The 24,083-nt window shown below is 53.5% G+C and carries 22 protein-coding genes and 5 tRNA genes; 21 read left to right on the top strand and 6 right to left on the bottom strand.

Going from position 1 to position 24,083, the window contains the following annotated elements; all coding sequences use genetic code 11:
• Positions 1-71 precede the first annotated feature (71 nt).
• Positions 72-851 (top strand): transporter substrate-binding domain-containing protein, encoded by a 780-nt coding sequence (locus PUV47_RS01030; RefSeq protein WP_274216591.1) that lies wholly within the window; start codon positions 72-74, stop codon positions 849-851.
• Positions 852-904: 53 nt separating this feature from the next.
• On the opposite strand, the gene PUV47_RS01035 is transcribed toward PUV47_RS01030, so the two are convergent.
• The 3 genes from PUV47_RS01035 to tnpA form a co-directional block, all read right to left on the bottom strand.
• Positions 905-1,372 (bottom strand): hypothetical protein, encoded by a 468-nt coding sequence (locus PUV47_RS01035; RefSeq protein ID WP_274216592.1) that lies wholly within the window; start codon positions 1,370-1,372, stop codon positions 905-907.
• Positions 1,359-1,775: a bleomycin resistance protein gene (locus PUV47_RS01040; protein WP_274216593.1), complete on the bottom strand. Its 417-nt coding sequence runs from the start codon at positions 1,773-1,775 to the stop codon at positions 1,359-1,361. The genes PUV47_RS01035 and PUV47_RS01040 overlap by 14 nt, the downstream gene beginning before the upstream one ends.
• A gap of 610 nt (positions 1,776-2,385) precedes the next feature.
• Complete coding sequence (gene tnpA / locus PUV47_RS01045) at positions 2,386-2,820, bottom strand: IS200/IS605 family transposase (RefSeq protein WP_274216594.1); 435 nt, start codon at positions 2,818-2,820, stop codon at positions 2,386-2,388.
• 416 nt (positions 2,821-3,236) lie between these two features.
• Between tnpA and dkgB the strand changes: the two genes are divergently transcribed.
• On the top strand, positions 3,237-4,043 hold the full coding sequence (gene dkgB, locus PUV47_RS01050) for a 2,5-didehydrogluconate reductase DkgB (RefSeq protein ID WP_274216595.1): 807 nt from the start codon (positions 3,237-3,239) through the stop codon (positions 4,041-4,043).
• A gap of 76 nt (positions 4,044-4,119) precedes the next feature.
• Here the strand turns inward: dkgB and glnA are convergent, their stop codons facing one another.
• Both glnA and PUV47_RS01060 read right to left on the bottom strand, forming a co-directional pair.
• Positions 4,120-5,529 carry a type I glutamate--ammonia ligase gene (gene glnA / locus PUV47_RS01055; protein WP_274216596.1) on the bottom strand — a complete coding sequence of 470 codons (1,410 nt, stop codon included), beginning with the start codon at positions 5,527-5,529 and terminating at the stop codon, positions 4,120-4,122.
• 111 nt (positions 5,530-5,640) lie between these two features.
• Positions 5,641-5,979: a P-II family nitrogen regulator gene (locus PUV47_RS01060; protein WP_274216597.1), complete on the bottom strand. Its 339-nt coding sequence runs from the start codon at positions 5,977-5,979 to the stop codon at positions 5,641-5,643.
• A 355-nt stretch (positions 5,980-6,334) separates the two neighbouring features.
• Between PUV47_RS01060 and PUV47_RS01065 the strand changes: the two genes are divergently transcribed.
• The 10 genes from PUV47_RS01065 to PUV47_RS01110 all read left to right on the top strand — a co-directional run bounded on the left by PUV47_RS01065 (position 6,335) and on the right by PUV47_RS01110 (position 16,817).
• On the top strand, positions 6,335-6,739 hold the full coding sequence (locus PUV47_RS01065) for a VOC family protein (protein ID WP_274216598.1): 405 nt from the start codon (positions 6,335-6,337) through the stop codon (positions 6,737-6,739).
• Between the two features lie 13 nt (positions 6,740-6,752).
• Positions 6,753-8,249 (top strand): NAD(P)H-hydrate dehydratase, encoded by a 1,497-nt coding sequence (locus tag PUV47_RS01070; RefSeq protein WP_274216599.1) that lies wholly within the window; start codon positions 6,753-6,755, stop codon positions 8,247-8,249.
• Positions 8,250-8,397: 148 nt separating this feature from the next.
• A tRNA-Leu gene (locus PUV47_RS01075) sits at positions 8,398-8,480 on the top strand.
• A gap of 244 nt (positions 8,481-8,724) precedes the next feature.
• Complete coding sequence (gene tig, locus PUV47_RS01080; RefSeq protein WP_274216600.1) at positions 8,725-10,071, top strand: trigger factor; 1,347 nt, start codon at positions 8,725-8,727, stop codon at positions 10,069-10,071.
• Between the two features lie 283 nt (positions 10,072-10,354).
• Positions 10,355-10,990 carry an ATP-dependent Clp endopeptidase proteolytic subunit ClpP gene (clpP, locus tag PUV47_RS01085; RefSeq protein WP_274216601.1) on the top strand — a complete coding sequence of 212 codons (636 nt, stop codon included), beginning with the start codon at positions 10,355-10,357 and terminating at the stop codon, positions 10,988-10,990.
• A 269-nt stretch (positions 10,991-11,259) separates the two neighbouring features.
• Entirely contained in the window at positions 11,260-12,525 is a 1,266-nt protein-coding gene (clpX, locus tag PUV47_RS01090) for an ATP-dependent Clp protease ATP-binding subunit ClpX (RefSeq protein ID WP_274216602.1), read from the top strand.
• Between the two features lie 361 nt (positions 12,526-12,886).
• Positions 12,887-15,316 (top strand): endopeptidase La, encoded by a 2,430-nt coding sequence (gene lon / locus PUV47_RS01095; RefSeq protein WP_274216603.1) that lies wholly within the window; start codon positions 12,887-12,889, stop codon positions 15,314-15,316.
• 185 nt (positions 15,317-15,501) lie between these two features.
• A complete protein-coding gene (locus PUV47_RS01100; protein ID WP_274216604.1) occupies positions 15,502-15,777 on the top strand; it encodes an HU family DNA-binding protein in 276 nt (91 codons plus the stop codon).
• A gap of 238 nt (positions 15,778-16,015) precedes the next feature.
• Positions 16,016-16,091, top strand: a tRNA-Val gene (locus PUV47_RS01105).
• Positions 16,092-16,322: 231 nt separating this feature from the next.
• The gene (locus PUV47_RS01110; protein WP_274216605.1) at positions 16,323-16,817 is read left to right on the top strand and encodes a hypothetical protein; all 495 of its coding nucleotides are present in this window, start codon (positions 16,323-16,325) and stop codon (positions 16,815-16,817) included.
• A 103-nt stretch (positions 16,818-16,920) separates the two neighbouring features.
• Here the strand turns inward: PUV47_RS01110 and PUV47_RS01115 are convergent, their stop codons facing one another.
• Complete coding sequence (locus PUV47_RS01115) at positions 16,921-17,952, bottom strand: peptidoglycan-binding domain-containing protein (protein WP_274216606.1); 1,032 nt, start codon at positions 17,950-17,952, stop codon at positions 16,921-16,923.
• A gap of 365 nt (positions 17,953-18,317) precedes the next feature.
• Between PUV47_RS01115 and PUV47_RS01120 the strand changes: the two genes are divergently transcribed.
• The 9 genes from PUV47_RS01120 to nuoF all read left to right on the top strand — a co-directional run bounded on the left by PUV47_RS01120 (position 18,318) and on the right by nuoF (position 24,081).
• A tRNA-Asp gene (locus PUV47_RS01120) sits at positions 18,318-18,394 on the top strand.
• A 41-nt stretch (positions 18,395-18,435) separates the two neighbouring features.
• A tRNA-Asp gene (locus tag PUV47_RS01125) sits at positions 18,436-18,512 on the top strand.
• Between the two features lie 43 nt (positions 18,513-18,555).
• Positions 18,556-18,632 (top strand) — tRNA-Asp (locus PUV47_RS01130).
• Positions 18,633-19,169: 537 nt separating this feature from the next.
• Positions 19,170-19,535 carry an NADH-quinone oxidoreductase subunit A gene (locus PUV47_RS01135; RefSeq protein ID WP_274216607.1) on the top strand — a complete coding sequence of 122 codons (366 nt, stop codon included), beginning with the start codon at positions 19,170-19,172 and terminating at the stop codon, positions 19,533-19,535.
• Positions 19,526-20,110: a NuoB/complex I 20 kDa subunit family protein gene (locus PUV47_RS01140; RefSeq protein WP_274216608.1), complete on the top strand. Its 585-nt coding sequence runs from the start codon at positions 19,526-19,528 to the stop codon at positions 20,108-20,110. The genes PUV47_RS01135 and PUV47_RS01140 overlap by 10 nt, the downstream gene beginning before the upstream one ends.
• A gap of 58 nt (positions 20,111-20,168) precedes the next feature.
• Positions 20,169-20,771 carry an NADH-quinone oxidoreductase subunit C gene (locus PUV47_RS01145; RefSeq protein WP_274216609.1) on the top strand — a complete coding sequence of 201 codons (603 nt, stop codon included), beginning with the start codon at positions 20,169-20,171 and terminating at the stop codon, positions 20,769-20,771.
• Between the two features lie 11 nt (positions 20,772-20,782).
• Entirely contained in the window at positions 20,783-21,973 is a 1,191-nt protein-coding gene (locus tag PUV47_RS01150; RefSeq protein WP_274216610.1) for an NADH-quinone oxidoreductase subunit D, read from the top strand.
• On the top strand, positions 21,973-22,779 hold the full coding sequence (nuoE, locus tag PUV47_RS01155; RefSeq protein ID WP_274216612.1) for an NADH-quinone oxidoreductase subunit NuoE: 807 nt from the start codon (positions 21,973-21,975) through the stop codon (positions 22,777-22,779). Before PUV47_RS01150 ends, nuoE begins: the two co-directional genes overlap by 1 nt.
• 3 nt (positions 22,780-22,782) lie before the next feature.
• Positions 22,783-24,081, top strand: a complete 1,299-nt coding sequence (gene nuoF / locus PUV47_RS01160) for an NADH-quinone oxidoreductase subunit NuoF (protein WP_274216613.1) — start codon at positions 22,783-22,785, stop codon at positions 24,079-24,081.
• Positions 24,082-24,083 lie beyond the last annotated feature (2 nt).

Here is a 24,083-nt window from a genome sequence, read left to right on the forward strand (position 1 = left end):
TAGTTCAACTCATGTCGTGGCCGAAACTGCGCTTCAAGCGCTCGCCGCAAATCCAGACAAGGGGATACAAAATGAAAAAGAATTGGGCACTGGCAGCGACCGCTTTGGTAGCTCTGACTATTGCAGGTGGCGCTCAGGCAAAAGAGTGGACAAAGGTGCGGATTGCAACCGAAGCCTCTTACCCTCCGTTTGCATACACCACGCCTGCAGGTGAGTTGGCTGGCTTTGAGATCGAACTTGGCAATGCCATGTGCGAAGCAGCCAAGGTTGAATGCGAGTGGTTCCCAGTGGATTGGGAAGGCCTCATTCCTGGCCTGATCGCGAACAAGTATGATGCAATCATGGCTTCCATGTCTTCAACTGAAGAGCGCAAGCAATTCATCGACTTCTCCGAAAAGTACTATCAGACCCCTCCAGGGATCGCAGTTTTGAAAGACAGCGATATTGCGGAGGCAACGCCAGAGGCTCTTGATGGGCTGTACCTTGGTGTTCAGGTAGGTACGACCCACGCGATCTTTGCTGAAGAGAAGTTCGAAGGTTCTTCCATCACAACCTACCCAAGTGCAGACGAGTACAAGCTCGATCTTGAAGGGGGCCGTGTAGACGCGGTGATCGATGACGTTGTTGTGCTGTCTGACTGGCTGAAGTCTGAAGATGGTGCCTGCTGCAAGCTGCTTGGCACAATGGCACCAGTCCCTGAAATTCATGGTGAAGGCGTTGGCGTTGGTATGCGTCAGGGCGAGGCGGAGCTGAACGCACTGTTCTCCAAGGCCGTGAAGGACCTGCGTGAGAGCGGGAAGTATCAGGAAATCGCCGCGAAGTACTTCGATTTTGACGTATATGGCGAATGATCTGAAATTGCGCGTGTAGTCATTCTAAAAAGGCGGTGGGTGCACCGCCTTTTTTATTGGGTGCTGGCCATGAGGTGATTGAGTGCCAGCGCGCGCTTCTTCGTATCCTTGTTGCGCCCGAACATCTCCAAGATGCTGATCATTTCTGTCAGGTCCGGCACCCAAAGCTCAAAATGACCGGCGCAAAAGCGTTGCCGCGTTCTCGGGACCAAAATGTGCCACCCTTCCTTGGTGGCAACAGAAAAATCTCCCATGAACTCCAACGGGATCGGCGCTTCCAATTTCAGGAAAATTTTGGAGCGAAAACGGTCGGAGCACCGGTCAGCAACGTTGGGCAAATTGAGGCGCTGCTGCAATGCTACTGCATCTCGTTCGGACAACAGTACATCTACGTCTTTCAGTTGGACAGGAACGCCATGAAGGAGCAGCCCCGCGCCTCCGATGATCCACCAGGGATCCTGACAATGCTTGAGGAGGACAGGGAGGCGGGAAAAGGCTTCTATCTGTTCAGGGGCGAGCATCAGGTATTGTTTCCGCCTCGTTGGGAACTCGACCGAACTTCAGCAAATTCCCATGCGGATCGTGAATGTAGAACTCTTTCATGTTCCAAGGGCGCAGTTCAAAGCTCGATAGTCTGGGCTCTGAAGCCCCATCTTTTGAAAGGCCCGCTTTGGTGAACTCCTGGTAGAGGTTATCTATACCTTGGCCGCGGACATAGAGGCTGGAGTTGTTGCAGATTTCCTTATTGCGGCAGAGCCAGAAGTGGATCTCCCAGGTCTTGCGGCGCAGGATCAATGTGTTCTGATCCTCATAGATGACACGGTCGAAGCCAAGCATGCCTTGATAGAAGGTTTTGGTCTCGGAAAGATTTAAGGACGGTAAGTTGGGAAGGACTTCAATTTCCTGGTCAGCTGTCTGGTTCAATATGATTGCCCTTCTGCATGAATTTGTAGGTTGAATACCTTAGGCGCGCGTCGCGAAATTTGATAGGGCGCAGCAACAATAACACCCCAGGCCACGGAGGGCAGGGTGGGCAGAACATGATAGCAAGTAAAGAAAAACCCCGCTCCCTTCTCGAAGGGAAAGCGGGGTTGTTGTCGTATTCAGGTTGCTGGAGCGCTCGTCAGGTTTGGAAAGCTTGCTTAGGAAGCTTTGTGTGTGCAGCTCTCAGTTGAACCATTTTACTCAAGGCAGGAACACTGCCAAGCAATATACGTACTTGAATTTCTGTTTCTGCTGCCGTCGCACTAGAGGTTTCTTCGTGGTGAGCGTTTTAGTGCTCTAGCAGCTGACGTCGGTCTGGTGGTGTCATTCTCTAAACCTCCCGTCTTATAGATTTGATGTAAGTGGCCCAGACGGGGTTTCAAGGAACTGTAATATTTCGTGAACGAAAAAGTTCTGATCACATCCTTGAATGCTGTGGCGCACCTCATTTGAGGAGATTGCCTCTGCAGGGCAAAAAGTCAAAGACCTCCACCAAAGGTGGAGGTTTGAAACGCTTCGCTTGGACCACTAAAAGTGGTTTTGCTAGCGTTTAATAACTCATATTGAACAGGTCGGCGTAGTCGCTTGCCTTATCCTGCTTTTGTTGATTTTGGATATAGCGTCTAACGACCTGTTCTTGATAGCCCGTGGTCGAGACGAAATATCCCCGCGCCCAAAAATGATAGCCTTTGTAGCGCCGCTTCCTTGCATACTTATTTGCGACATAAAGCGCCGTCTTACCTTTCAAAAATCCCACAACATGCGAAACAGAATATTTCGGCGGGATCGAAATCAGCATGTGCACGTGGTCCGGCATCAATTCGCCTTCTTCAATCCGGCAACCTTTTTGCAGCGCCAACGTGACAAAGCGGTCTTTAAGCTCTCGCCGCAACTCACCATAAAGCCGTTTCGTTCGGTACTTACTCGAAAAGACAACGTGATATTTACAGTCCCAAGTACTGTGATTAAGGTGGTCCGTATCCATAAAAAACCTCCCTGCTTGCTTCTTTTAAAACCACGCCAATGGTCCAAGCAGGGAGGTCTCTTACTGAAAATGTAGAACGCGTCCAGTCCTCCACCGAAGGTGGAGGTTTACTTGGATGCAAGAAAAGCGGCTTAGACAAGCCGCTTTAAAGTCGATGCGGGTCAGTCAGCCCGGTCAGAAGCTGAAAACCTGAGTTGTTTCTTGCCTGAATCGTGTGACGCGTACGTGACGATTGTGCTCGTGGATCCATGCTTTTGGGCGAGCCGTCAAGGCGCTTTGGATTTGATCTCATTCGTGCGGTGAGAGCAAAACTGTCTTGCGGCATTGCCGACTTATCTCAGTGCTTTCATGTTGTTAGATGAATGCAGCGCCACCAACTGGCGACTTGATTTTGCCGCAGGCAGCAGGAGATGACTATGACACTTGAAATGCCCGTACTGGGTGCCGGTACGTTTCGTCTAAAAGGTGATGATGCCTATAACTCCGTGATCATGGCGCTTGAAGAGGGCTATCGTCATATCGATACGGCGCAGATCTATGAGAACGAAGAGGGTGTGGGGCGGGCTCTTTATGACAGTTCTGTTCCCCGTGAGGAAATCTTCTTGACCACGAAGGTCTGGATCGATCGTCTTTCCAAAGACGCCTTTCTTCCGAGCCTGCATGAAAGCTTGGCAAAGCTTCAAACTTCCTATGTGGACCTGTTATTGATCCATTGGCCGTTGAAGGACGATCGTGTTTCCATGACTGAGTACCTTGGTGAATTGAAGAAGGCGAAGGATCTCGGCTTGGCCCGCGAGATTGGGGTTTCCAACTTTACGGTTGCTCAGGTGGAGGAGGCCGTTAGCATCTTGGGCAAGGGTGTTCTCTTCACAAACCAAATCGAGGTGCATCCGTTCTTGCAAAACCGGAAGGTGAGGGAAGCAAGCGAGGCGCTTGGCCTCAAGGTGACCGGTTTCATGCCTCTGGCCGTCGGTGAAGCCATCACCAACCCAACAATTGTTGCGATCGCCGAAAAGCATGGGGCCACTGCTGCCCAGGTGACCCTTGCCTGGGTGCGCCAAAACGATATGGTGACCATTCCTTCTTCGACTAAACGCAAGAACCTTGAGGCCAACCTCAAGTCACTTGATTTGACACTAGATGCAGATGATTTGGCTCAGATTGCGGCTCTGGATGAGGGCAAGCGCATCGCCGATCCGGATTTTGCTCCTGAGTGGGACTAACCGGCCTGCCGGTGGGAAGCGCAATAAAAAAGGCCGGGCGATCTGCCCGGCCTTTCGATATCTAATCAATGGATGATTAGACGGAGTAGTACATGTCGAACTCAACTGGGTGTGGAGTCATTTCGTAGCGCATGACTTCTTCCATCTTCAGTTCGATGTAGGCATCAATCTGGTCGTCATCCATGACGCCGCCTGCCTTGAGGAAGTCACGGTCTGAATCCAGAGCGTCAAGAGCTTCACGCAGAGAGGCTGCAACGGTTGGGATCTCTGCGAGTTCTTCCGCTGGAAGATCGTAGAGGTTCTTGTCCATGGCGTCGCCTGGGTGAATCTTGTTCTTGATGCCGTCGAGGCCAGCCATGAGCAGAGCGGTGAACGCCAGGTATGGGTTGGCGGTCGGATCCGGGAAACGAACTTCCACGCGCTTTGCTTTTGGAGAGGACGTGAACGGGATACGGCAGGATGCAGAACGGTTACGAGAAGAGTATGCCAGCAGAACTGGAGCCTCGTAACCTGGAACCAGACGCTTGTAGGAGTTGGTGGAAGCGTTGGTGAAAGCGTTGACTGCCTTGGCGTGCTTCAGAACACCGCCAATGAAGTACAGGGCGTTTTCGGAAAGGTCTGCATACTGGTTGCCGGCGAAGGTTGGCTTGCTGTCCTCCCAGATGGAGAAGTGACAGTGCATGCCGGTGCCGTTGTCACCGAAGACTGGCTTCGGCATGAAGGTTGCGGTCTTGCCGTAAGCGTGCGCGACCTGATGAACCACGTACTTGTAGATCTGCATGTGGTCAGCCATGGAGGTCAGCGGCTGGAACTGCATGCCGAGTTCGTGCTGAGCTGCGGCCACTTCGTGGTGGTGCTTTTCAACGACGACACCCATTTCGGTCATCACGGTCAGCATTTCAGAACGGATGTCCTGACAGCTATCGATTGGTGGCACTGGGAAGTAGCCGCCCTTGGTCCGTGGACGGTGACCGAGGTTGCCGCTTTCGTACTCGCTGTCCATGTTGGACGGAAGTTCAGCGGAATCCAGCTTGAAGCCGGTGTTGTATGGGTCTGCGGAGAAGCGAACATCATCGAAAATGAAGAATTCCGCTTCAGGGCCAACAAACACGGTGTCACCGGCGCCGGATGCCTTCACATAAGCTTCAGCGCGCTTTGCGGTCATGCGTGGGTCGCGGTTGTAGCCTTCGCCGGAGATTGGGTCCAGAACGTCGCAGAAAATGGACATGGTGGACTGCGCGAAGAATGGGTCAACGTGCGCTGTATCCGGATCCGGCATCAGCATCATGTCGGACTCGTTGATGGCTTTCCAACCAGCAATGGAGGAGCCGTCAAACGCGACGCCTTCAGCAAACATGTCTTCGTTGACCTGAGAAACGTCCATTGTGACGTGCTGCATCTTACCGCGTGGATCGGTGAAACGCAGATCAACAAACTTGACGTCTTTTTCCTGGATTTCCTTCAGGACTTCGCTGGCCGTTGTCATAACGTCCTTACCCCTTGTTACGCTTCTAGTTTCGTTTGGATGAGCTCGCCCGTGGTTTGTTCTGGAGTGATGCGCGACCACTCAGCTCCTCCCTTGGGCGAAAGTTGAAAATTAGACTGCTTCTTCGCCTGTCTCGCCGGTACGAATGCGAATGGCTTCTTCGATGTTAGAAACAAAGATCTTGCCGTCACCAATGCGGCCGGTCTGAGCAGCGTCGCGAATGGCGTCGACTGCCTTTTCCACCAGATCATCGGTGAGCACGATCTCAACTTTTACCTTCGGGAGGAAGTCGACCACATATTCGGCGCCTCGGTAAAGTTCCGTGTGACCCTTCTGTCGGCCAAAGCCCTTGGCCTCAGTCACGGTGATACCCTGGAGGCCGACCTCCTGAAGCGCTTCTTTCACCTCATCAAGTTTGAAGGGCTTGATAATCGCTTCGATCTTTTTCATGGCCGTACATTCTCTCCGTTTTGTGGCTTCACCTGAACTGTTCTTTCACATTTTGTCCAGAGCGTGTTCAGGCGATCAGTGCCTAGGCAAAATCACTTTCTGCAATCGATGCTAACGTTGTTTGCAGGAAGTGTGCCAGTTTGGCGAGAGCTACGAAAAACGCTCGTTTATCGGGCAATTGGACGGTCTTGAACCAAGGGCTTCACCGTAGGCTTATTTGAAATTGATGATATTCTGTGCTCTGTGATTAAAAACTAATCACATTTACCGCTTAAATATCATGCGACGGCTTGGCGGCTAGCTCTTGCCGGGTGGTGGTTGTAAGGTAAAGGCAATCCACACGTAGGAGGGTATCATGCGTCTGATCTCACTCGATCACATTGTACTCACCGTGCATGACATGGATCGTGCCTGTGCCTTTTACAGAGAAGTCCTTGGTTTGGAAGAAGTCGTCTTCGGCGCGGGGCGGAAGGGCTTTCGGTTTGGCATGCAAAAAATCAATCTTCAACTTTCAGAGCATGCACCTTTGCCCAAGGCAGGACGAGAGACGCCGGGATCGGCGGACATCTGCTTGCTCGTCGACAATATTGAAGAGGCGATCGAGCATCTGAATGCAAATTCAGTGAAAATAGAGGAAGGGCCAGTCTACCGAACGGGTGCAAGATCGCCATTGCTTTCCATATATGTACGAGATCCTGATGGAAACCTGATCGAGCTGGCCCAGCCGCAAAATGTGGTGCTTGGGCAGCACACAGACTGAAAGGCACCTGAGAATGCATGAGCTCCTTGTACCGACTGAAATGGCAAAAGCCGATCGTCTGACCGTTGAGGGCGGCCGGTCGGGCCTGGAGCTTATGGAAAAGGCGGGGTTGGCGGTTGCCAATGCTGCTGGCCGACTTACCACCTACGAGCGCCGGGTGATCTTGTTGGCTGGTCCGGGAAACAATGGGGGGGATGCCTTTGTTGCTGCCCGGCACCTAAAGCAGCGTGGGTTCGTGGCCGAGGTGTTCTTGCTCGGACGTGCTGACAAGCTGAAAGGCGATGCGCTTGAAGCCTATCAATCATTGCGGTTGGATGTGACGCCTATTGCCGATCAAATGCCGCCACTTTCTGAGCTCGGGCCTTACGATCTGATCGTGGACGGTCTGTTTGGTGCTGGTCTTGATCGGCCGCTGGAAGGCGTGTCACTGGAACTGGTTGCGGCCATCAACGCAAGTGCGGCACGCGTTCTTGCCATCGATTTGCCGTCGGGCCTCGATGGCAGGACGGGTCAAGTGATGGGTGATGCCGTTAACGCAGATGCAACCATCACCTTCTTCAGAGGAAAGCCAGGTCACTACCTGTTTCCCGGACGCGGCCTTTGTGGCGCATTGAATATCTCCCAAATCGGCATTCAGGAGACCGTGTTTCCGGAAGTCGCTATTGATGCCTTTGTCAATACGCCGGAGTTATGGGCTGCCGCGCTTCCTGAGCCGCAGGTGGATGGGCACAAGTATAACCGCGGTCATCTTGTGATTTACAGCGGAGACGAGTTTCATACGGGGGCTGCCCGCCTTGCTGCGCTTGCCGGTCAGCGCGTCGGGGCAGGACTGACCACGGTGTTGGCACCTACGCCCGCCGCCCGCATTCATGCGATGCATCTCAGTTCGGTCATGGTGCGCCCCAGCGACAACCCGAAACAGTTCGAGGACCATCTCGGGGACATACGTTTGAATGCCGTTGTCATTGGGCCGGCGGCCGGAGTTGGCGAGGTAACCCGAAAGGCGGTTCACTTCAGCATCACACGTGATCGCCACGTGGTGCTGGATGCAGATGCGCTCACAGCGTTTGCCGGAGATAGTGAGGGCCTAGCAGGTCTGATCAAGGGCGCGCACGGGCAGCAGGTGCTTACACCGCACGAGGGAGAGTTTGCGCGCCTGTTTCCGGATATATCCGCAGATCGCTCCCTTTCGAAAATAGAGAAGGCCCGTGTTGCTGCAGAGCAGAGTGGGGCAATCGTTGTTTTGAAAGGCGCGGATACGGTCGTTGCTGCACCCGATGGCCGTGCGGCGGTCAATACAAATGGAACGCCGTGGCTGGCAACAGGCGGGTCGGGGGATGTCCTGGCCGGCATCATTGGTGGATTGTTGGCTCAAGGGGTTTCCGGTTTTGAGGCGGCAGCCATGGGCGTTTGGCTTCATGGCCGCGCGGCGGAGTTATGCGGACCGATGCTTGTGCCGGAGGAGCTTATTTCACAGCTGCCTGCAGCCTATGCATCTGCTCAGGTTTGAGACCCTTAAGTCGCGGGGACACTGTGATTTTCCATTTGTAAGACGCCATAACTGTCAAAAAAATGGGATAAAGTGAGAGATGCAGGAAAACTAAGCGGCTAAGGCGGTTGACTTCCTCGCGGCTAGCAATTAGTCAGCACCCAACGTTGCGGCTGTGGCGAAATTGGTAGACGCACCAGATTTAGGTTCTGGCGGGAGACCGTGGGGGTTCGAGTCCCTCCAGCCGCACCAAACCCCCGGTATTACGGTGTGCAACTCGACGACAACCGTACCCTATCGGAAACTTAAAAAGTTGAGGGCGTTGTCAAAGTTCGGTTGAAAGGCCTCCGGTTTTTGGGTGGTTTGTTGCAGAGGGCAGCGTGGTCCCTGCAAAATTTGTTTCCCCTAAAATGGATTGGTTCTTTCTCTGAGCCGAAGGCAAATCACAGCGGATTTGCTGAGTGCACGTTCTAGATTAAGGACGAAGACAAGTACCATGCAGGTAACAGAAACCCTGGCTGAAGGCCTGAAGCGCGAACTGAAGATCGAAATTCCAGCATCTGATCTGGCTACTCGCCTTGATGAATACCTTGTTGACATGAAAGACAAGGTTCGCATCAACGGTTTTCGCCCAGGTAAGGTTCCTCTCGCACACCTCAAGAAGCTTTATGGCCGTCAGGCCATGGCTGAGCTTTTGAGCAACCTGATCAACGAGACCTCCAACAAGGCCATCGAAGATCGCAGCGAAAAGCCAGCTCTGCAGCCTGAAATCGATCTGCCAGAAGAAGACGCTGAGCGCGTCCTTGCTGGCGAAGCAGATCTGAACTTCACCATGAAGTACGATATTCTGCCAGAATTCGAACTGATCGACTTCTCCACTCTGGAACTCGAGCGTCCGATCGTAGAAATCGCTGACGAAGAAGTTGACGAGCAGGTTAAGCAAATCGCAGAGAGCAACCGCTCTTTCGACGCTCGCGAAGAGGGTGCTGTTTCCGAAAACGGTGACCGCGTAACAATGTCTTACCTCGGTAAGATCGACGGCGAGCCATTCGAAGGTGGTGCTGACGAGAACGGCCAGTTGGTTCTGGGCTCCGGTCAGTTCATTCCGGGCTTTGAAGAGCAGCTCGTTGGCCTCAAGGTCGGCGATGAGAAGGTCGTTGAAGTGTCTTTCCCTGAGGAATATGGCGCACAGCACCTTGCCGGTAAGGCCGCGACCTTTGATGTTGTGATCAAGGAAATCGCAGCTCCGGGTGAACTGAGCATCGACGATGACATGGCGTCCAAGCTCGGTCTGGAGTCACTCGACAAGCTGAAGGAAATCATCCGCAGCCAGATCGAAAGCCAGTACGGTGCAGCGACCCGTCAGAAGGTAAAGCGTGCGCTCCTCGACAAGATGGACGAAGCTTACTCTTTCGATCTGCCGGAAAAGCTGGTGTCTACCGAGTTTGACGGCGTTTGGCGTCAGGTTCAGGCTGACATGGAGCAGACTGGCAAGAGCTTTGAAGACGAAGACACCACCGAAGAAGAAGCAAAGGCTGAGTACCAGCGTATTGCTGAGCGCCGCGTGCGCCTCGGTCTGGTTCTCTCCGAAGTTGGCGAAAAGAACAACATTCAGGTAACTGACGAAGAAGTTCAGCGCGCTCTTTACGACCGCGTACGTCAGTTCCCAGGTCAGGAACAGCAGGTCTTCGAATTCTACCAGAAGAACCCTCAGGCCTTGGCTTCCCTGCGCGCCCCAATCTATGAAGAGAAGGTTGTGGACTTCATTCTCGAGCTTGCGAAGATCACCGACAAGGTTGTCTCCAAGGAAGAGCTTCTGAAGCAGGACGAAGACGAAGCATAAGCTTCTGACTGTTGAAATCATGGAACGGAGGCTCCACATGCTGGGCCTCCGTTTTCTTTGGCAGCCTGCCTACTATGGGGGCTCCATCAATTTTCTGGGAGCGAATGCTGATTACCTGAACCGCTAGGTTCACGTCGGCTTTCAATCCCTTTAAGAACAAAGCGACATACCTTATGTTGGGTCTGTCGCTTTTTTCGACTCACAGAACGATTTCAAGTCCTGCCTTATTCGAAGGGGCAGGGGAGCTGCCGGGTGGCGGCTCTTGCAACACAATGGATGACGCATGACCGATCCTGTAGAGTACTTCACGAACAGTCTGGTGCCGATGGTTGTGGAGCAGACAAACCGGGGCGAGCGCGCCTACGATATCTTCTCCCGTTTGCTGAAAGAACGCATCATCTTTGTTACCGGGCCCGTCGAAGACACGATGGCCACTCTGATCTGTTCGCAGCTGCTCTATCTGGAAGCGGAAAATCCGAACAAGGAAATTGCGCTTTACATCAATTCCCCGGGTGGGATTGTGACTTCCGGTCTGGCTATTTATGACACAATGCAGTTCATCAAGCCGAAGGTGACCACTCTTTGCATTGGTCAGGCTGCCAGCATGGGTTCATTGCTCCTGGCAGGTGGTGAAAAGGGAATGCGCTTCTCGCTGCCAAACAGCCGCGTCATGGTTCACCAGCCTTCTGGCGGTTTCCGTGGTCAGGCCTCCGATATCATGCTGCATGCACAAGAGATCCTCAAATTGAAGCGTCGCCTCAATGAGATCTACGTGGAGCATACCGGTCAGACATTGGAAGCTGTAGAAGAAGCGTTGGAGCGCGATAACTTCATGACAGCGAATGAGGCTCAACAGTTTGGTCTCATCGACAAGGTCATTGAGAACCGCGACAGCCTTGCCAAGTCCGAGGAAGAATAAGCACCGAGTTTGATCGTGGCACATTCTTTGCTGCAATTCGTCAACACCTAAATGAGGTGTCTCAGAATGGCCTTAAAGGATTGTTGATTTTTACGGTCAAACTATCGGTTAATTGATCGTTGCGTTAGGGTTTCTGAATGTTCTTACTGGATCGATGCGGTGAAACAAGCTAAGTCAGTAAGAACACGCCGTTTACCCATCAATGGCCGGCGATCGAATAAAGTTCAAGAAGGGGACTGGGTCCTCGAAACTATGCGGGGTTATAACTCATGAGCAAAGCTAGCGGCAGCGACAGCAAGAACACGCTTTACTGCTCGTTTTGCGGAAAGAGCCAGCATGAAGTTAGAAAGCTCATCGCCGGGCCAACCGTCTTCATCTGCGATGAATGTGTCGAGCTGTGCATGGACATCATTCGGGAAGAAAACAAATCTTCCTTGGTGAAGACCCGCGACGGAATTCCAACTCCCCAGGAAATCAGTGGTGTGCTTGATGATTATGTGATCGGCCAGAGCCGTGCCAAAAAGGTACTGTCTGTGGCTGTTCATAACCACTACAAGCGTTTGAACCATGCGGCGAAGAACAACGATGTTGAACTCGCCAAGTCAAACATTCTTCTGGTTGGGCCAACTGGCTGTGGTAAGACCCTTCTTGCCCAGACGCTGGCTCGCATTCTGGACGTACCTTTCACCATGGCGGATGCCACGACCCTGACTGAAGCGGGTTATGTCGGTGAAGATGTTGAAAACATCATTTTGAAGTTGCTTCAGGCCTCCGACTATAACGTCGAGCGAGCTCAGCGCGGCATTGTCTACATCGACGAAGTGGACAAGATCACCCGTAAGGCAGACAACCCATCCATCACCCGAGACGTATCAGGTGAGGGGGTGCAGCAGGCGCTCTTGAAGATTATGGAGGGTACCGTTGCATCGGTGCCGCCACAGGGTGGCCGAAAGCATCCTCAGCAGGAGTTCCTGCAGGTGGACACCACAAACATTCTCTTTATTTGTGGTGGCGCGTTTGCGGGTCTGGACAAGATCATTTCCGATCGCGGCCGTTCTACTTCAATCGGCTTTGCAGCGACCGTTATGGCGCCAGATGATCGTAAGACCGGTGAACTGTTCTCCGAGCTGGAGCCGGAAGATCTTCTGAAGTTTGGTCTAATTCCGGAATTCGTTGGTCGTCTTCCTGTTATTGCGACCCTCGAAGATCTTGATGAAGAAGCTCTGGTTACCATTCTGCAAGAACCTAAGAATGCTCTGGTCAAACAGTACCAGCGCCTGTTCGAAATGGAGAATGTTGAGCTCAGCTTCCATGATGATGCTCTAATCTCGATTGCACGAAAGGCGATCGAGCGCAAAACCGGTGCTCGCGGACTGCGATCCATCCTTGAGGCCATTTTGCTTGAGACCATGTACGAGCTGCCTGGTTTGAAAGGCGTGAAGGAAGTGGTGATCTCGTCAGAGGTGGTCGATGGCAAAGCGCGTCCGCTTTACATCTATGAAGACCGTGCCGAGACATCAGCAACCAGTGCTTGATAAGGCCGCAGCTTACTAAGAAATTTGCAGACGGGCGGCCTTTCTTTGAATGGTCCGCCCGTTTCGATTCACTGGGCACTTCTCTAAAGACAGGGTTGACTGTGGCTGGCGCGATCCAAGCTATTCCCGGATCACAATGCTATCAACAGAAGGCTCGCTGACGTGAATGCTGGGTGCTTGACACACAGGGGTGCGGTGGCCACCTAATAGCGTACCACCGCAATCGCGGCGGGTCTGGCTGCGCCCATAAAACGGGGCATTCGGATCCGGCCTTATAGAGTTTGCCCCAAGGAAACTTGCATTGCGTCCCTCGAGTGCGCCGCAGCGAAAGGTGCGAGCGCGCCACATGAAAGGATCGACTATGGCTGACAATGAAACGCGCCACACAGGAGATGCGGAGAAATCTGTCTTCCCGGTGCTCCCTTTGCGCGACATCGTCGTGTTCCCACATATGATCGTGCCGCTGTTTGTAGGGCGCGAAAAATCCATTCGTGCTCTCGAAGAGGTGATGAGCACTGACAAGCAGATCCTGCTTGCCACTCAGATCAATGCCGCGGACGATGATCCAGATGCAGACCAGATCTACAAAGTCGGCACCTTGGCAACGGTCCTCCAGCTTTTGAAGCTGCCAGACAACACCGTGAAGGTGCTTGTTGAGGGCGGCGCCCGTGCAGAAATCAGCGAGTTTACAGATCGCGAAGACTTGTTCGAAGCTGAAGCTCTGGTTCTTGATGAGAGCGATGAGAGCGAAGTCGAGATTGAAGCTCTTGGCCGCTCCGTGCTTTCGGAGTTCGAGAACTATGTAAAGCTGAACAAGAAGGTCTCCCCAGAGGTTCTGGGCGCGGTCAACCAGCTGGATGACTATTCCAAGCTGGCCGATACGATTGCCTCTCACCTGGCGGTGAAAATCCAGGACAAGCAGGACATCCTTGGGACGGTTTCCGTTTCTGAGCGTCTGGAAAAGGTTCTGGGCCTGATGGAGAGTGAGATCTCCGTGCTGCAGGTTGAAAAGCGCATCCGTTCACGCGTCAAGCGTCAGATGGAGAAGACCCAGCGCGAGTACTATCTGAACGAGCAAATGAAAGCCATTCAGAAAGAACTCGGCGATGGCGAAGATGGTCGTGATGAGCTTGCCGAACTGGAAGAGCGCATCAAGAAGACCAAGCTCTCCAAGGAAGCCCGTGAAAAGGCTGGCGCAGAGATGAAGAAGCTCAAGCAGATGAGCCCCATGTCTGCTGAAGCGACTGTCGTGCGCAACTATCTGGACTGGTTGCTGTCCATTCCGTGGGGCAAAAAGTCCAAGATCAAGCACGACCTGAACTTTGCCGAAGAGGTTCTGGATACAGATCACTATGGCCTTGAGAAGGTCAAGGAGCGTATCGTCGAGTATCTGGCGGTTCAAAAGCGTGCGAACCAGCTGCGCGGTCCTATTCTTTGTCTGGTTGGTCCTCCAGGTGTTGGTAAGACCTCTCTGGGCAAGTCCATTGCCAAGGCAACCGGCCGTGAGTTCGTTCGCATGTCGCTCGGCGGCGTCCGCGATGAGGCTGAGATCCGTGGTCACCGGAGAACCTACATTGGCTCAATGCCGGGTAAGGTGATTCAGTCCATGAAAAAGGCTAAGAAGTCCAATCCGCTGTTCTTGCTCGATGAGATCGACAAGATGGGCATGGATTTCCGTGGCGATCCATCTTCCGCGCTGCTTGAGGTTCTTGATCCAGAACAGAACGGCAGCTTCATGGATCACTACCTCGAAGTTGAGTACGATCTTTCTGACGTCATGTTCGTGACGACAGCCAACACGCTCAACATTCCAGGGCCTTTGATGGACCGTATGGAAGTGATCCGCATTGCGGGTTACACGGAAGATGAGAAGGTGGAAATCATCCATCGTCACCTGCTGCCAAAGGCTCTGAAGAACCACGGCCTGCGGGACGGTGAGTTCTCAATTTCCAACGATGCGCTGCGCAAGGTGATCCGTCTTTACACCCGTGAAGCTGGTGTGCGTAACCTCGAGCGTGAGATGGCTACTCTGGCTCGTAAGGCGGTGAAGGACATCCTGATGAACGACAAGTCGACCATTGAGGTTGATGAGACGCTCGTTGAGGAGTACCTCGGCGTTCCACGCTTCCGCTTCGGCCAAGTTGAAGATGAGGATCAGATCGGTGTCGTTACCGGACTGGCATGGACCGAAGTGGGCGGTGAGTTGCTGACCATCGAAGGTGTCATGATGCCGGGTAAGGGCAAGATGACCGTTACCGGTAACCTCAAGGATGTGATGAAGGAGTCCATCTCCGCGGCGGCGTCCTATGTCCGCTCACGGGCAGTAGACTTCGGCATCGAGCCTCCGTTGTTCGATCGTCGCGAGCTGCACGTTCACGTTCCAGAAGGGGCGACGCCAAAGGACGGTCCGTCCGCAGGTATCGCCATGGCAACAGCGGTGATTTCCGTGATGACCGGCATTGAGGTGCGCCGCGATGTGGCCATGACCGGTGAGATCACGCTGCGTGGTCGGGTGCTGCCAATTGGTGGTCTGAAGGAAAAACTGCTTGCTGCGCTGCGTGGTGGCATCAAGAAAGTTTTGATCCCGCAGGACAACGCCAAGGATCTTGCAGACATTCCAGACAACGTGAAAAACGAGCTGGAGATCATCCCGGTTTCTCGTATGGGTGAGGTTCTCAAGCACGCTTTGGTTCGTATGCCAGAGCCGATTGAGTGGACCGAAGCAGACGAGAAGAAGAACGCGGAACCCGTCGTTTCTGAAGATGATAAGACTGGCATCGTGGCTCATTAATGTGAGTTGAGGCCGTTTAAACGTAGACCCCGGGCTTTGCCCGGGGTTTTTTTCGTTGAAACACACCCCAAAACCGCAGTTTTCTGCGGTTTTCTTCTTGATTTGCTGGTCAAATGCCGTGAATGTCCGGTCAAGGAGTGCAATACGAATCTGGCATTCCAGGTGAATTTTGGAAAGGAACAGTCATGAACAAGAATGATCTGATCGGCGCCGTTGCTGAAAAAACCGGCCTGACAAAAGCGCAGGCAGGTGAAGCCATTGAAGCTGCTTTCGAAGCAATTACCGATACTCTGAAGGGCGGCGACGAAGTTCGGATCATCGGCTTCGGCAACTTCTCTGTTTCTGAGCGTGCAGCAACTGAAGGCCGTAATCCTCGCACCGGCGAGACCATCCAGATTCCAGCTTCCAAGACTCCTAAGTTCAAGGCTGGTAAGGGTCTGAAGGACGCCGTAAACGCTTAATCCTCGCGTTTTCGAGCTTTTAAAAACCCTGTCCGCTATGGTGGGCAGGGTTTTTTGTTTGCCCTGTTGAAATTCTTTGGCGGGAATATCTTATATATTTCAATGCTGTGGATGAATGGCGGCTAACGATGGTTTTGCACAGGAAGGGGAGTGGTAAATTCGTTTTTGGTCTTGCCAAGCCGAAGCAGGTTGGATACATACCGCTCCATCGACGACGCGCCGAGCGGCGCAGCGGAGAGGGCGATTAGCTCAGTTGGTAGAGCGCTTCGTTTACACCGAAGATGTCGGGAGTTCGAGTCTCTCATCGCCCACCATTCATTTGGAACCGGAAGCCATGCGGCTCTCCGGTTTTTTTGTGTCTTATCCCTTTTGCGGGATGGGCAGGCAACTTTCCCCTTGGTTATCTTTGTCGGATGCCGCTCTTCTTGTGGCCGAGTTAAATCGGTTAGAAGCGGGCTGCGGTTGACGCGCCGGTGCGCAATCCTTTGAGGTGTGCGGCCGGTTAAGAACAATGACGAGGTCACGCCAAGGAGGAGGGGCTGTCCATGTCAGGCCAAAACGCCAGTCTACGCGATTCCGAAAACAGAGTTGTGCCGCCGGTTACCATGTCGGTAGTCGGAACGGTTTTGTTGGCAGGTATCGCTGCCGTAACCATCTGGGAGATTTGGGCGCGGTTCATTACGCCCATGCTCATTGGTGGTCCCTTGCAGACTGAGACGCTGATCCAGTCGGTTTTCCATTTCAACGATTTCTTTATCGCTGAAGCCATCCATCTGATATCTGGAATATTACTTTATCCGATTGGCTATCTATTCATCGTGCGCCCAATCTGGAAAAAGGTAGCACCGTCTTTGCCATGGTGGTTTGTCGGCTTGGGCTACGGTGTGGTGCTCTGGATCTTTGCGCTTTATGTGATGGCGCATCTGGTTGGAGGGCTGCCAGCGTTCCTGAACTTCATTCCGCTCACATGGGCCTCGTTGGTGGGGCACATGCTGTTTGGCTTCGTAACGGCTCTTGTGGCGCTCCTGAGAAGGTCTTAGCGCATCCTAGAGCCCAGTCCCCCCGAGTTGGGGGACAAAAAAGCCGGAGGTTGGGAGGCCTCCGGCTTTTCTTTTTGGGTCTTTGCTAATCGGCTGGCGGAATTCAGAATTTCAATTCTGTCGGCACCGCGTTCGTTTCCTCAAAAATTCCCGCTCCTGATTCTTGTTCATGCAGAATCGGTGCGCTGTCGTACAGAAGAATCTGTGTGCGGGTCACAATTGGGTCGCCCGACAGCTCGATCCCTGCATAGTCAGCACAGGCCTGTGCAGCTGCGCCAAGAACGTTAGGATCTGTCGGCGCGTTGGAAACCGGTGCGACCACCGACAACATGGGTGTTTCCAGTTTGGCCTGGCAAGGCGTGCTTGATGAGAGAGACATGGTCTCTTCGTCAATCAGGGTAGGGTATGTATCTCGCATACGATTGACGAGTGCTTCCCGCGGCACCTCGGTTTTGAAGTTCAAATCGCGGTAGATCATATAGATGGTGTCGTTGACCGTCGCGACTTCGATGGCATCAACCATGGTGTCCAGGTCAGCTGAACACCGCACGTAGGTCTGGTCTCCTTCGCAAGTCTGGTAGCCTTCGCTCTCCAAAAACGCGATTACATTTTCTTCGCGCAGGCCCGGCGTTAGTCCGTGAATGGCAGGTGGTGCGGTTTGCAGGGCGCCTGCGCGCGTTGTGTCCTTCTCATCTGACGGCAGGTCTGATTTGCCGACAGGAATGGAGCTGGTGCTCTCTGCATTGTTGGTTGGTGTCGTCAGCTGATAAAGGAGGGCAAGTTCCTCATCGTTCAGCGTGCCGGTTGCCGGGAAGCCTTTATCTGTTTGAAAGGCGTTGATGGCGCCCCGCGTCTTTCGTCCCACAATGCCATCTGGTGTGCCTGCGTTATAGCCGAGAACGTTCAAGCGGTTTTGAATGTCTCGGTTTTGCTCCCGCTGCGGGTTGCTCGCCTGTGGGATGGATTGCGGCGGAGCGGATGGCTTGCGGGTTACCTTATCGTAGATTGTTTTGCCGATCGCGCCCACGCCAACGCCGACCAGAAAATCACCAGCTCCCGCCAGTGCCGTAGATGCGGAAAGTGTCAGGCCCAGAGCCATGGCCACCGCTCCGGATACCTTTGTTCCTGTTCTCATCTGTGCCTCACCTCGAAACTCAAATGGCCGGATGAAAGCTGTTCCGGCGCCCCTCTTGTGAATGGCCACTATTATATTACGGGTACACTGGAAAGTCTCAGGGCAGGGGTGGATTCTCGTCCGCCCGCGGCCTTGATCAAATTTGTGTTTTGCCAGTTTTCCAGCAGGGCATTGAGTATAAACAGCTAATTCGTTTTTTTTGACGGGTGTTTTTCCACATGGACACGCCATGGGAGAGGTGATTTGCACAGAGAAATGACGATTATGAGAAAAATCTGAGAAACGGCATTTGAGGGCGCTTGACTTGTGGCCGTGCACGCCGTACATCAGCGCCACCTCAGGACAACACAACGTCTTCGAACGAAGCGGGTGTAGCTCAGTTGGTTAGAGTGCCGGCCTGTCACGCCGGAGGTCGCGGGTTCGAGCCCCGTCACTCGCGCCATTCTTTCTAGGGTGTTGTGAGCTTGAGAAACATATCTGAGAGCGGGTGTAGCTCAGTTGGTTAGAGTGCCGGCCTGTCACGCCGGAGGTCGCGGGTTCGAGCCCCGTCACTCGCGCCACTCCTTCATAGGGGAGGCGTCTCAGATAGAAAAAATGAAATGGGCGGGTGTAGCTCAGTTGGTTAGAGTGCCGGCCTGTCACGCCGGAGGTCGCGGGTTCGAGCCCCGTCACTCGCGCCACTCATTTCATCGGAAAAAGCGCGGTCAGCTTAAAACAGCTGCCGCGCTTTTCGCGTTTTACTGGCTGTACTCATGCATTCCTCCAATACAGCGCGCTCGAAATATTTTATCGATACGAGTTTATACCTTACTTAGCGGCAGTATGAGTAAGTTTACTCATTACTGGAATCTGAACGCATGTTTGAGTCTATTGAATTGAGGGATTCAACCGCTGGGGGAAAACTTTATTTAGCAAGCCACTAATAACATGAATAAAAAACTCATGTATTTTCAAATCCCTGAATTGAGCCATTTTTGGCCATTGTTTGGTAACTGGTCAGTAGATGTAAGTCTTCTATATATGGGTGTATACTGATTTACTCCTTCTGGGGGTCTTGCGCTCTTGGAGGGGCTAAGTTAATCGTGCGTGCAATGCATAGCGGTCTGGTCTGCACCTTGGGTCGGGCACCTCCAACTTACGCGTGTTGACTTTCATTGCTTTTGCACAAATTAGCTTTTGGGCTTCGATAGCCCCATGCGCAGGGATGCAAACGAAAGATGGAAGAGCTCCTAAGGGACTATGTCCCAATCGTGGTCTTTATCGGTGTGGCTCTGGTCATTGGTCTGGCGTTGCTGATTGCACCGTTTGTACTGGCTTACAAAAGCCCCGATTCAGAAAAACTCTCAGCTTATGAGTGCGGCTTCAATGCGTTCGACGACGCGCGCATGAAGTTCGACATTCGCTTCTACCTTGTCTCCATCTTGTTCATCATCTTCGATTTGGAAGTTGCTTTCCTCTTTCCGTGGGCCGTTTCTTTCGGCGATCTCGGCTGGTTCGGCTTCTCGTCAATGATGATCTTTCTTGCCGTGCTTACGGTCGGCTTTGTTTATGAATGGAAGAAAGGGGCACTGGAATGGGATTAAATCCTGACGGAGCCCGTCCAATGGTTGCTCAGCAGCCAAAGGGCATTCTGGATCCGAATACCGGCAAGCCTGTTGGTGGTGACGATCCGTATGTCATGGACATCAACAGTGAGCTTTCAGACAAGGGCTTTCTGGTCACCTCATCAGAAAGCTTGATCCAGTGGGCGCGCACCGGCTCCCTCATGTGGATGACCTTTGGTCTGGCATGCTGCGCCGTTGAAATGATGCAGATGTCCATGCCGCGTTATGATGGTGAGCGGTTCGGCTTTGCGCCACGTGGTTCTCCTCGGCAGTCTGATGTCATGATTGTCGCAGGCACCCTTACAAATAAGATGGCTCCGGCGCTACGCAAGGTCTACGACCAGATGCCTGAGCCGCGCTATGTGATCTCCATGGGTTCCTGCGCAAACGGCGGTGGCTACTACCACTACTCTTATTCAGTGGTTCGCGGCTGTGATCGTGTCGTGCCCGTAGACATTTACGTGCCAGGTTGTCCTCCAACTGCGGAAGCGCTGCTTTACGGTGTGCTGCTTCTTCAGAAAAAGATCCGCCGCACAGGCACAATCGAAAGATAAAAGTAGGCGCGGGAAGCCGCGCCTTTCCCCCGAAGGTCCAACGGACAGGAAAAGGTTCATGGACGAGACGCTCACAGAACTGGGTGACTATATCGAGGCCAAGCTGCTGGATGAAGTCAGTAGCTGGTCAGTGACTTATGGCGAGCTCACAGTTGTGGTGCCCGCAGAGCGCATCGTGAAGGTGTTGCGTTTTCTGCGTGATGACGCCCGCTGTGGCTTTATTGCCCTTGTCGACATTTGTGGTGTGGACTGGCCAGCCCGCGAGAAGCGGTTTGATGTGGTCTATCACCTTCTTTCTCCGCGCCAGAACCAGCGCATTCGCGTAAAGGTTGCTGCTGCAGAGGGCGAGTTGGTGCCTTCTGCTACCGCAATCTATCCCGGAGCTGATTGGTTCGAGCGCGAAGCCTACGACATGTACGGCATTCTGTTTTCTGGCCATCCTGATCTGCGCCGTCTTCTGACGGACTACGGCTTTGATGGTCACCCTCTGCGCAAGGACTTTCCGCTGACTGGCTATGTGGAAGTTCGCTATGACGATGAGCGCAAGCGCGTCGTTTATGAGCCTGTGCAGTTGAACCAGGAATTCCGCAATTTTGATTTCCTTTCACCGTGGGAGGGCACCGATTACGTGCTTCCTGGCGATGAAAAAGCATCGAACTGAGGCGAGTACTGATGGCTGAGGCTCAGGTCCGCAATTTTAATATCAACTTTGGTCCGCAGCACCCTGCGGCTCACGGTGTGCTTCGTCTCGTTCTTGAACTGGATGGGGAAGTGGTGACTCGTGTTGATCCGCATATCGGATTGTTGCACCGGGGCACCGAAAAACTCATCGAGCACAAGACTTACCTTCAGGCTGTGCCGTATTTCGACCGCCTTGATTACGTGGCGCCGATGAATCAGGAGCATGCATTTGCTCTTGCCGTTGAGCGCATGTTGGGCATTGAAGTGCCGCGCCGTGGTCAGCTGATCCGCGTTCTCTACTCAGAGATCGGCCGTTTGCTCTCTCACCTTCTGAACGTGACCACACAGGCCATGGACGTTGGTGCGCTGACGCCGCCGCTTTGGGGCTTTGAGCCACGTGAAGAGCTGATGGCGTTTTATGAGCGCGCCTGTGGTGCTCGTATGCACGCAGCCTATGTTCGTCCAGGTGGCGTGCATCAGGACCTTCCGCAGGATCTGGTGGATGATATCTGGGAATGGTGCGATCCGTTCCTTCAGACCCTTGATGACATCGAGGGGCTGCTCACAGACAACCGCATTTTCAAGCAGCGTAACGTTGATATTGGCGTTGTGTCGCTGGAAGACTGTTGGGCTTGGGGCTTTTCCGGCGTGATGGTTCGCGGCTCGGGTGCAAAGTGGGATCTGCGCAAGGCGCAACCCTATGAGTGCTATGAGGAAATGGAATTCGACATCGCCATCGGCAAAAACGGTGACTGTTATGACCGTTACCTGATCCGCATGTTCGAAATGCGCCAGTCGATCCGCATCATGAAGCAGTGCCTTGAGCGCCTGAACATGGATAGCGGCCGCGGGCCGATTTCCTCTACGGATGGCAAGATCGTGCCGCCGAAGCGTGGTGAAATGAAACGCTCGATGGAAGCGCTCATCCACCACTTCAAACTCTACACTGAAGGCTACCATGTGCCGGAAGGCGAGATTTATGCCGCTGTTGAAGCGCCAAAGGGCGAATTCGGCGTCTATCTCGTGTCTGACGGCACCAACAAGCCTTACCGCTGCAAGATTAAGGCGCCAGGTTATGCGCACTTGCAGGCCATGGACTTTATGTGCCGCGGGCACATGCTGGCCGACGTTTCCGCCGTGCTGGGGTCCCTTGATATCGTATTCGGGGAGATTGACCGATAATGTCAGTGCGTCGTCTTCATCATGAGCAGCCAGAGAGCTTTGAGTTCACACCTGAAAACCTTGCATGGGCCAAGAAGGTGATTGAACGCTACCCGGAAGGGCGTCAGGCGTCTGCTGTCATTCCAATCTTGTGGCGTGCGCAAGAGCAGAACGAGGGCTGGGTCAGCGAGCCGGCAATCCGCGCGGTTGCTGAACTGCTGGATATGCCGAACATTCGCGTTCTGGAAGTTGCAACGTTCTACACCATGTTTCAGCTTCAGCCGGTGGGCAAGAAGGCTCACATTCAGGTGTGTGGCACCACGCCATGTCAGCTGCGCGGAGCCGAGGGCCTGATCAAGGTCTGCAAGAGCAAGATTGCCAGCAAGGCACACGAGCTTTCAGAGGACGGTAACTTCTCTTGGGAAGAGGTCGAGTGTCTGGGCGCATGTTCCAACGCGCCAATGGTTCAGATCTTCAAGGATACTTACGAAGATCTGACCGAAGAGACTTTCACGCAACTCATTGATGACATCGCGGCGGGCAAGCCGGTTGTGCCAGGTCCTCAGAACGAGCGTCGTTTTGCAGCTCCGGAAGGCGGCCCAACAACGCTGTCAGAAATCGAAGATGAGACCCTTGGCGGAGATCCGCAGCCACAGATCGTTGATGGCTCCGTGAACGCCACCGAGGATTATGCTGGTCTTCACATCAACAAGGGTGGCAAGGGCTACACTGGCGTTCCGCGTCCAGCGCAGGAAGGCGTGGATGTGGCCAAGAAGGCCTTTGAAGCACAGCAAATGGCCAAGCTGGCCGAACAGGGCGAGGGATAAGGGATGCTCCAAGATCAGGATCGTATCTTCACCAACCTCTATGGACTGCATGATTGGGGCCTGGAAGGCGCCAAAAAACGCGGTAGCTGGTCTGGTACAAAAGACATTCTGACCAAAGGGCGCGAGTGGATTGTCGAGGAAATGAAGGCTTCCGGTCTTCGTGGTCGCGGCGGTGCGGGCTTCCCGACTGGTCTCAAGTGGTCCTTCATGCCGAAGCAGAGCGATGGACGTCCGGCATATCTGGTTGTAAATGCCGACGAATCGGAGCCCGGTACCTGTAAAGACCGTGAAATCATGCGCCACGATCCTCACCATCTGGTTGAAGGGTGTTTGCTCGCAGGTTTCGCCATGGGTGCGATTGCTGCATACATCTATGTGCGCGGCGAATTCATCCGTGAACGTGAGCGCCTTCAGGCCGCAATTGATCAGGCCTATGACGCTGGCCTTATCGGCAAGAACAACGTTCATGGTTACGACTTTGACATCTATGTTCATCACGGGGCAGGGGCTTATATCTGCGGCGAAGAAACCGCGCTGCTGGAGAGCCTTGAAGGCAAGAAGGGCCAACCGCGCCTGAAGCCACCGTTCCCGGCAAACATGGGCATCTATGGTTGCCCGACCACCGTGAACAACGTGGAATCTATTGCTGTTGCCCCTTCAATTCTCAAACGTGGTGCGTCCTGGTTCTCCGGCATGGGCCGTGAGAACAATGCGGGTACCAAGCTGTTCTGTATCTCCGGTCACGTGGAACGTCCATGTACCGTTGAAGAAGAGATGGGCATCAGCTTCAAGGATCTGATTGAGACACACTGCGGTGGCATCCGTGGTGGCTGGGACAACCTGCTTGCGGTCATTCCTGGTGGTTCTTCCGTGCCTTGCGTAAAGGGCGAAGACATGAAGGATGCCATCATGGACTTTGATGGCCTCAAGGATGTGGGGTCCTCTCTTGGTACTGCTGCGGTGATCGTCATGGATAAGTCTACCGACATCATCAAGGCAATTGCCCGACTTTCCTACTTCTACAAACACGAGAGCTGCGGCCAGTGTACGCCTTGTCGTGAAGGCACCGGCTGGATGTGGCGTGTGATGGAACGGATGGTTAAGGGCGAGAGCTCCTATGAAGAGATCGACATGCTCTTCAAGGTCACCAAGCAGGTAGAAGGTCACACGATCTGTGCCCTTGGTGATGCGGCTGCCTGGCCAATTCAGGGATTGATCCGAAATTTCCGTCCTGTAATCGAAGACCGCATTGATCAGTACGTGGCTCGTTCGAAGTCCGCCACAACGATTGCAGCGGAGTAGGG

The sequence above is a fragment of the Pseudovibrio exalbescens genome, from assembly GCF_028737195.1.
GTDB classification, from domain to species: Bacteria; Pseudomonadota; Alphaproteobacteria; order Rhizobiales; family Stappiaceae; genus Pseudovibrio; species Pseudovibrio zosterae.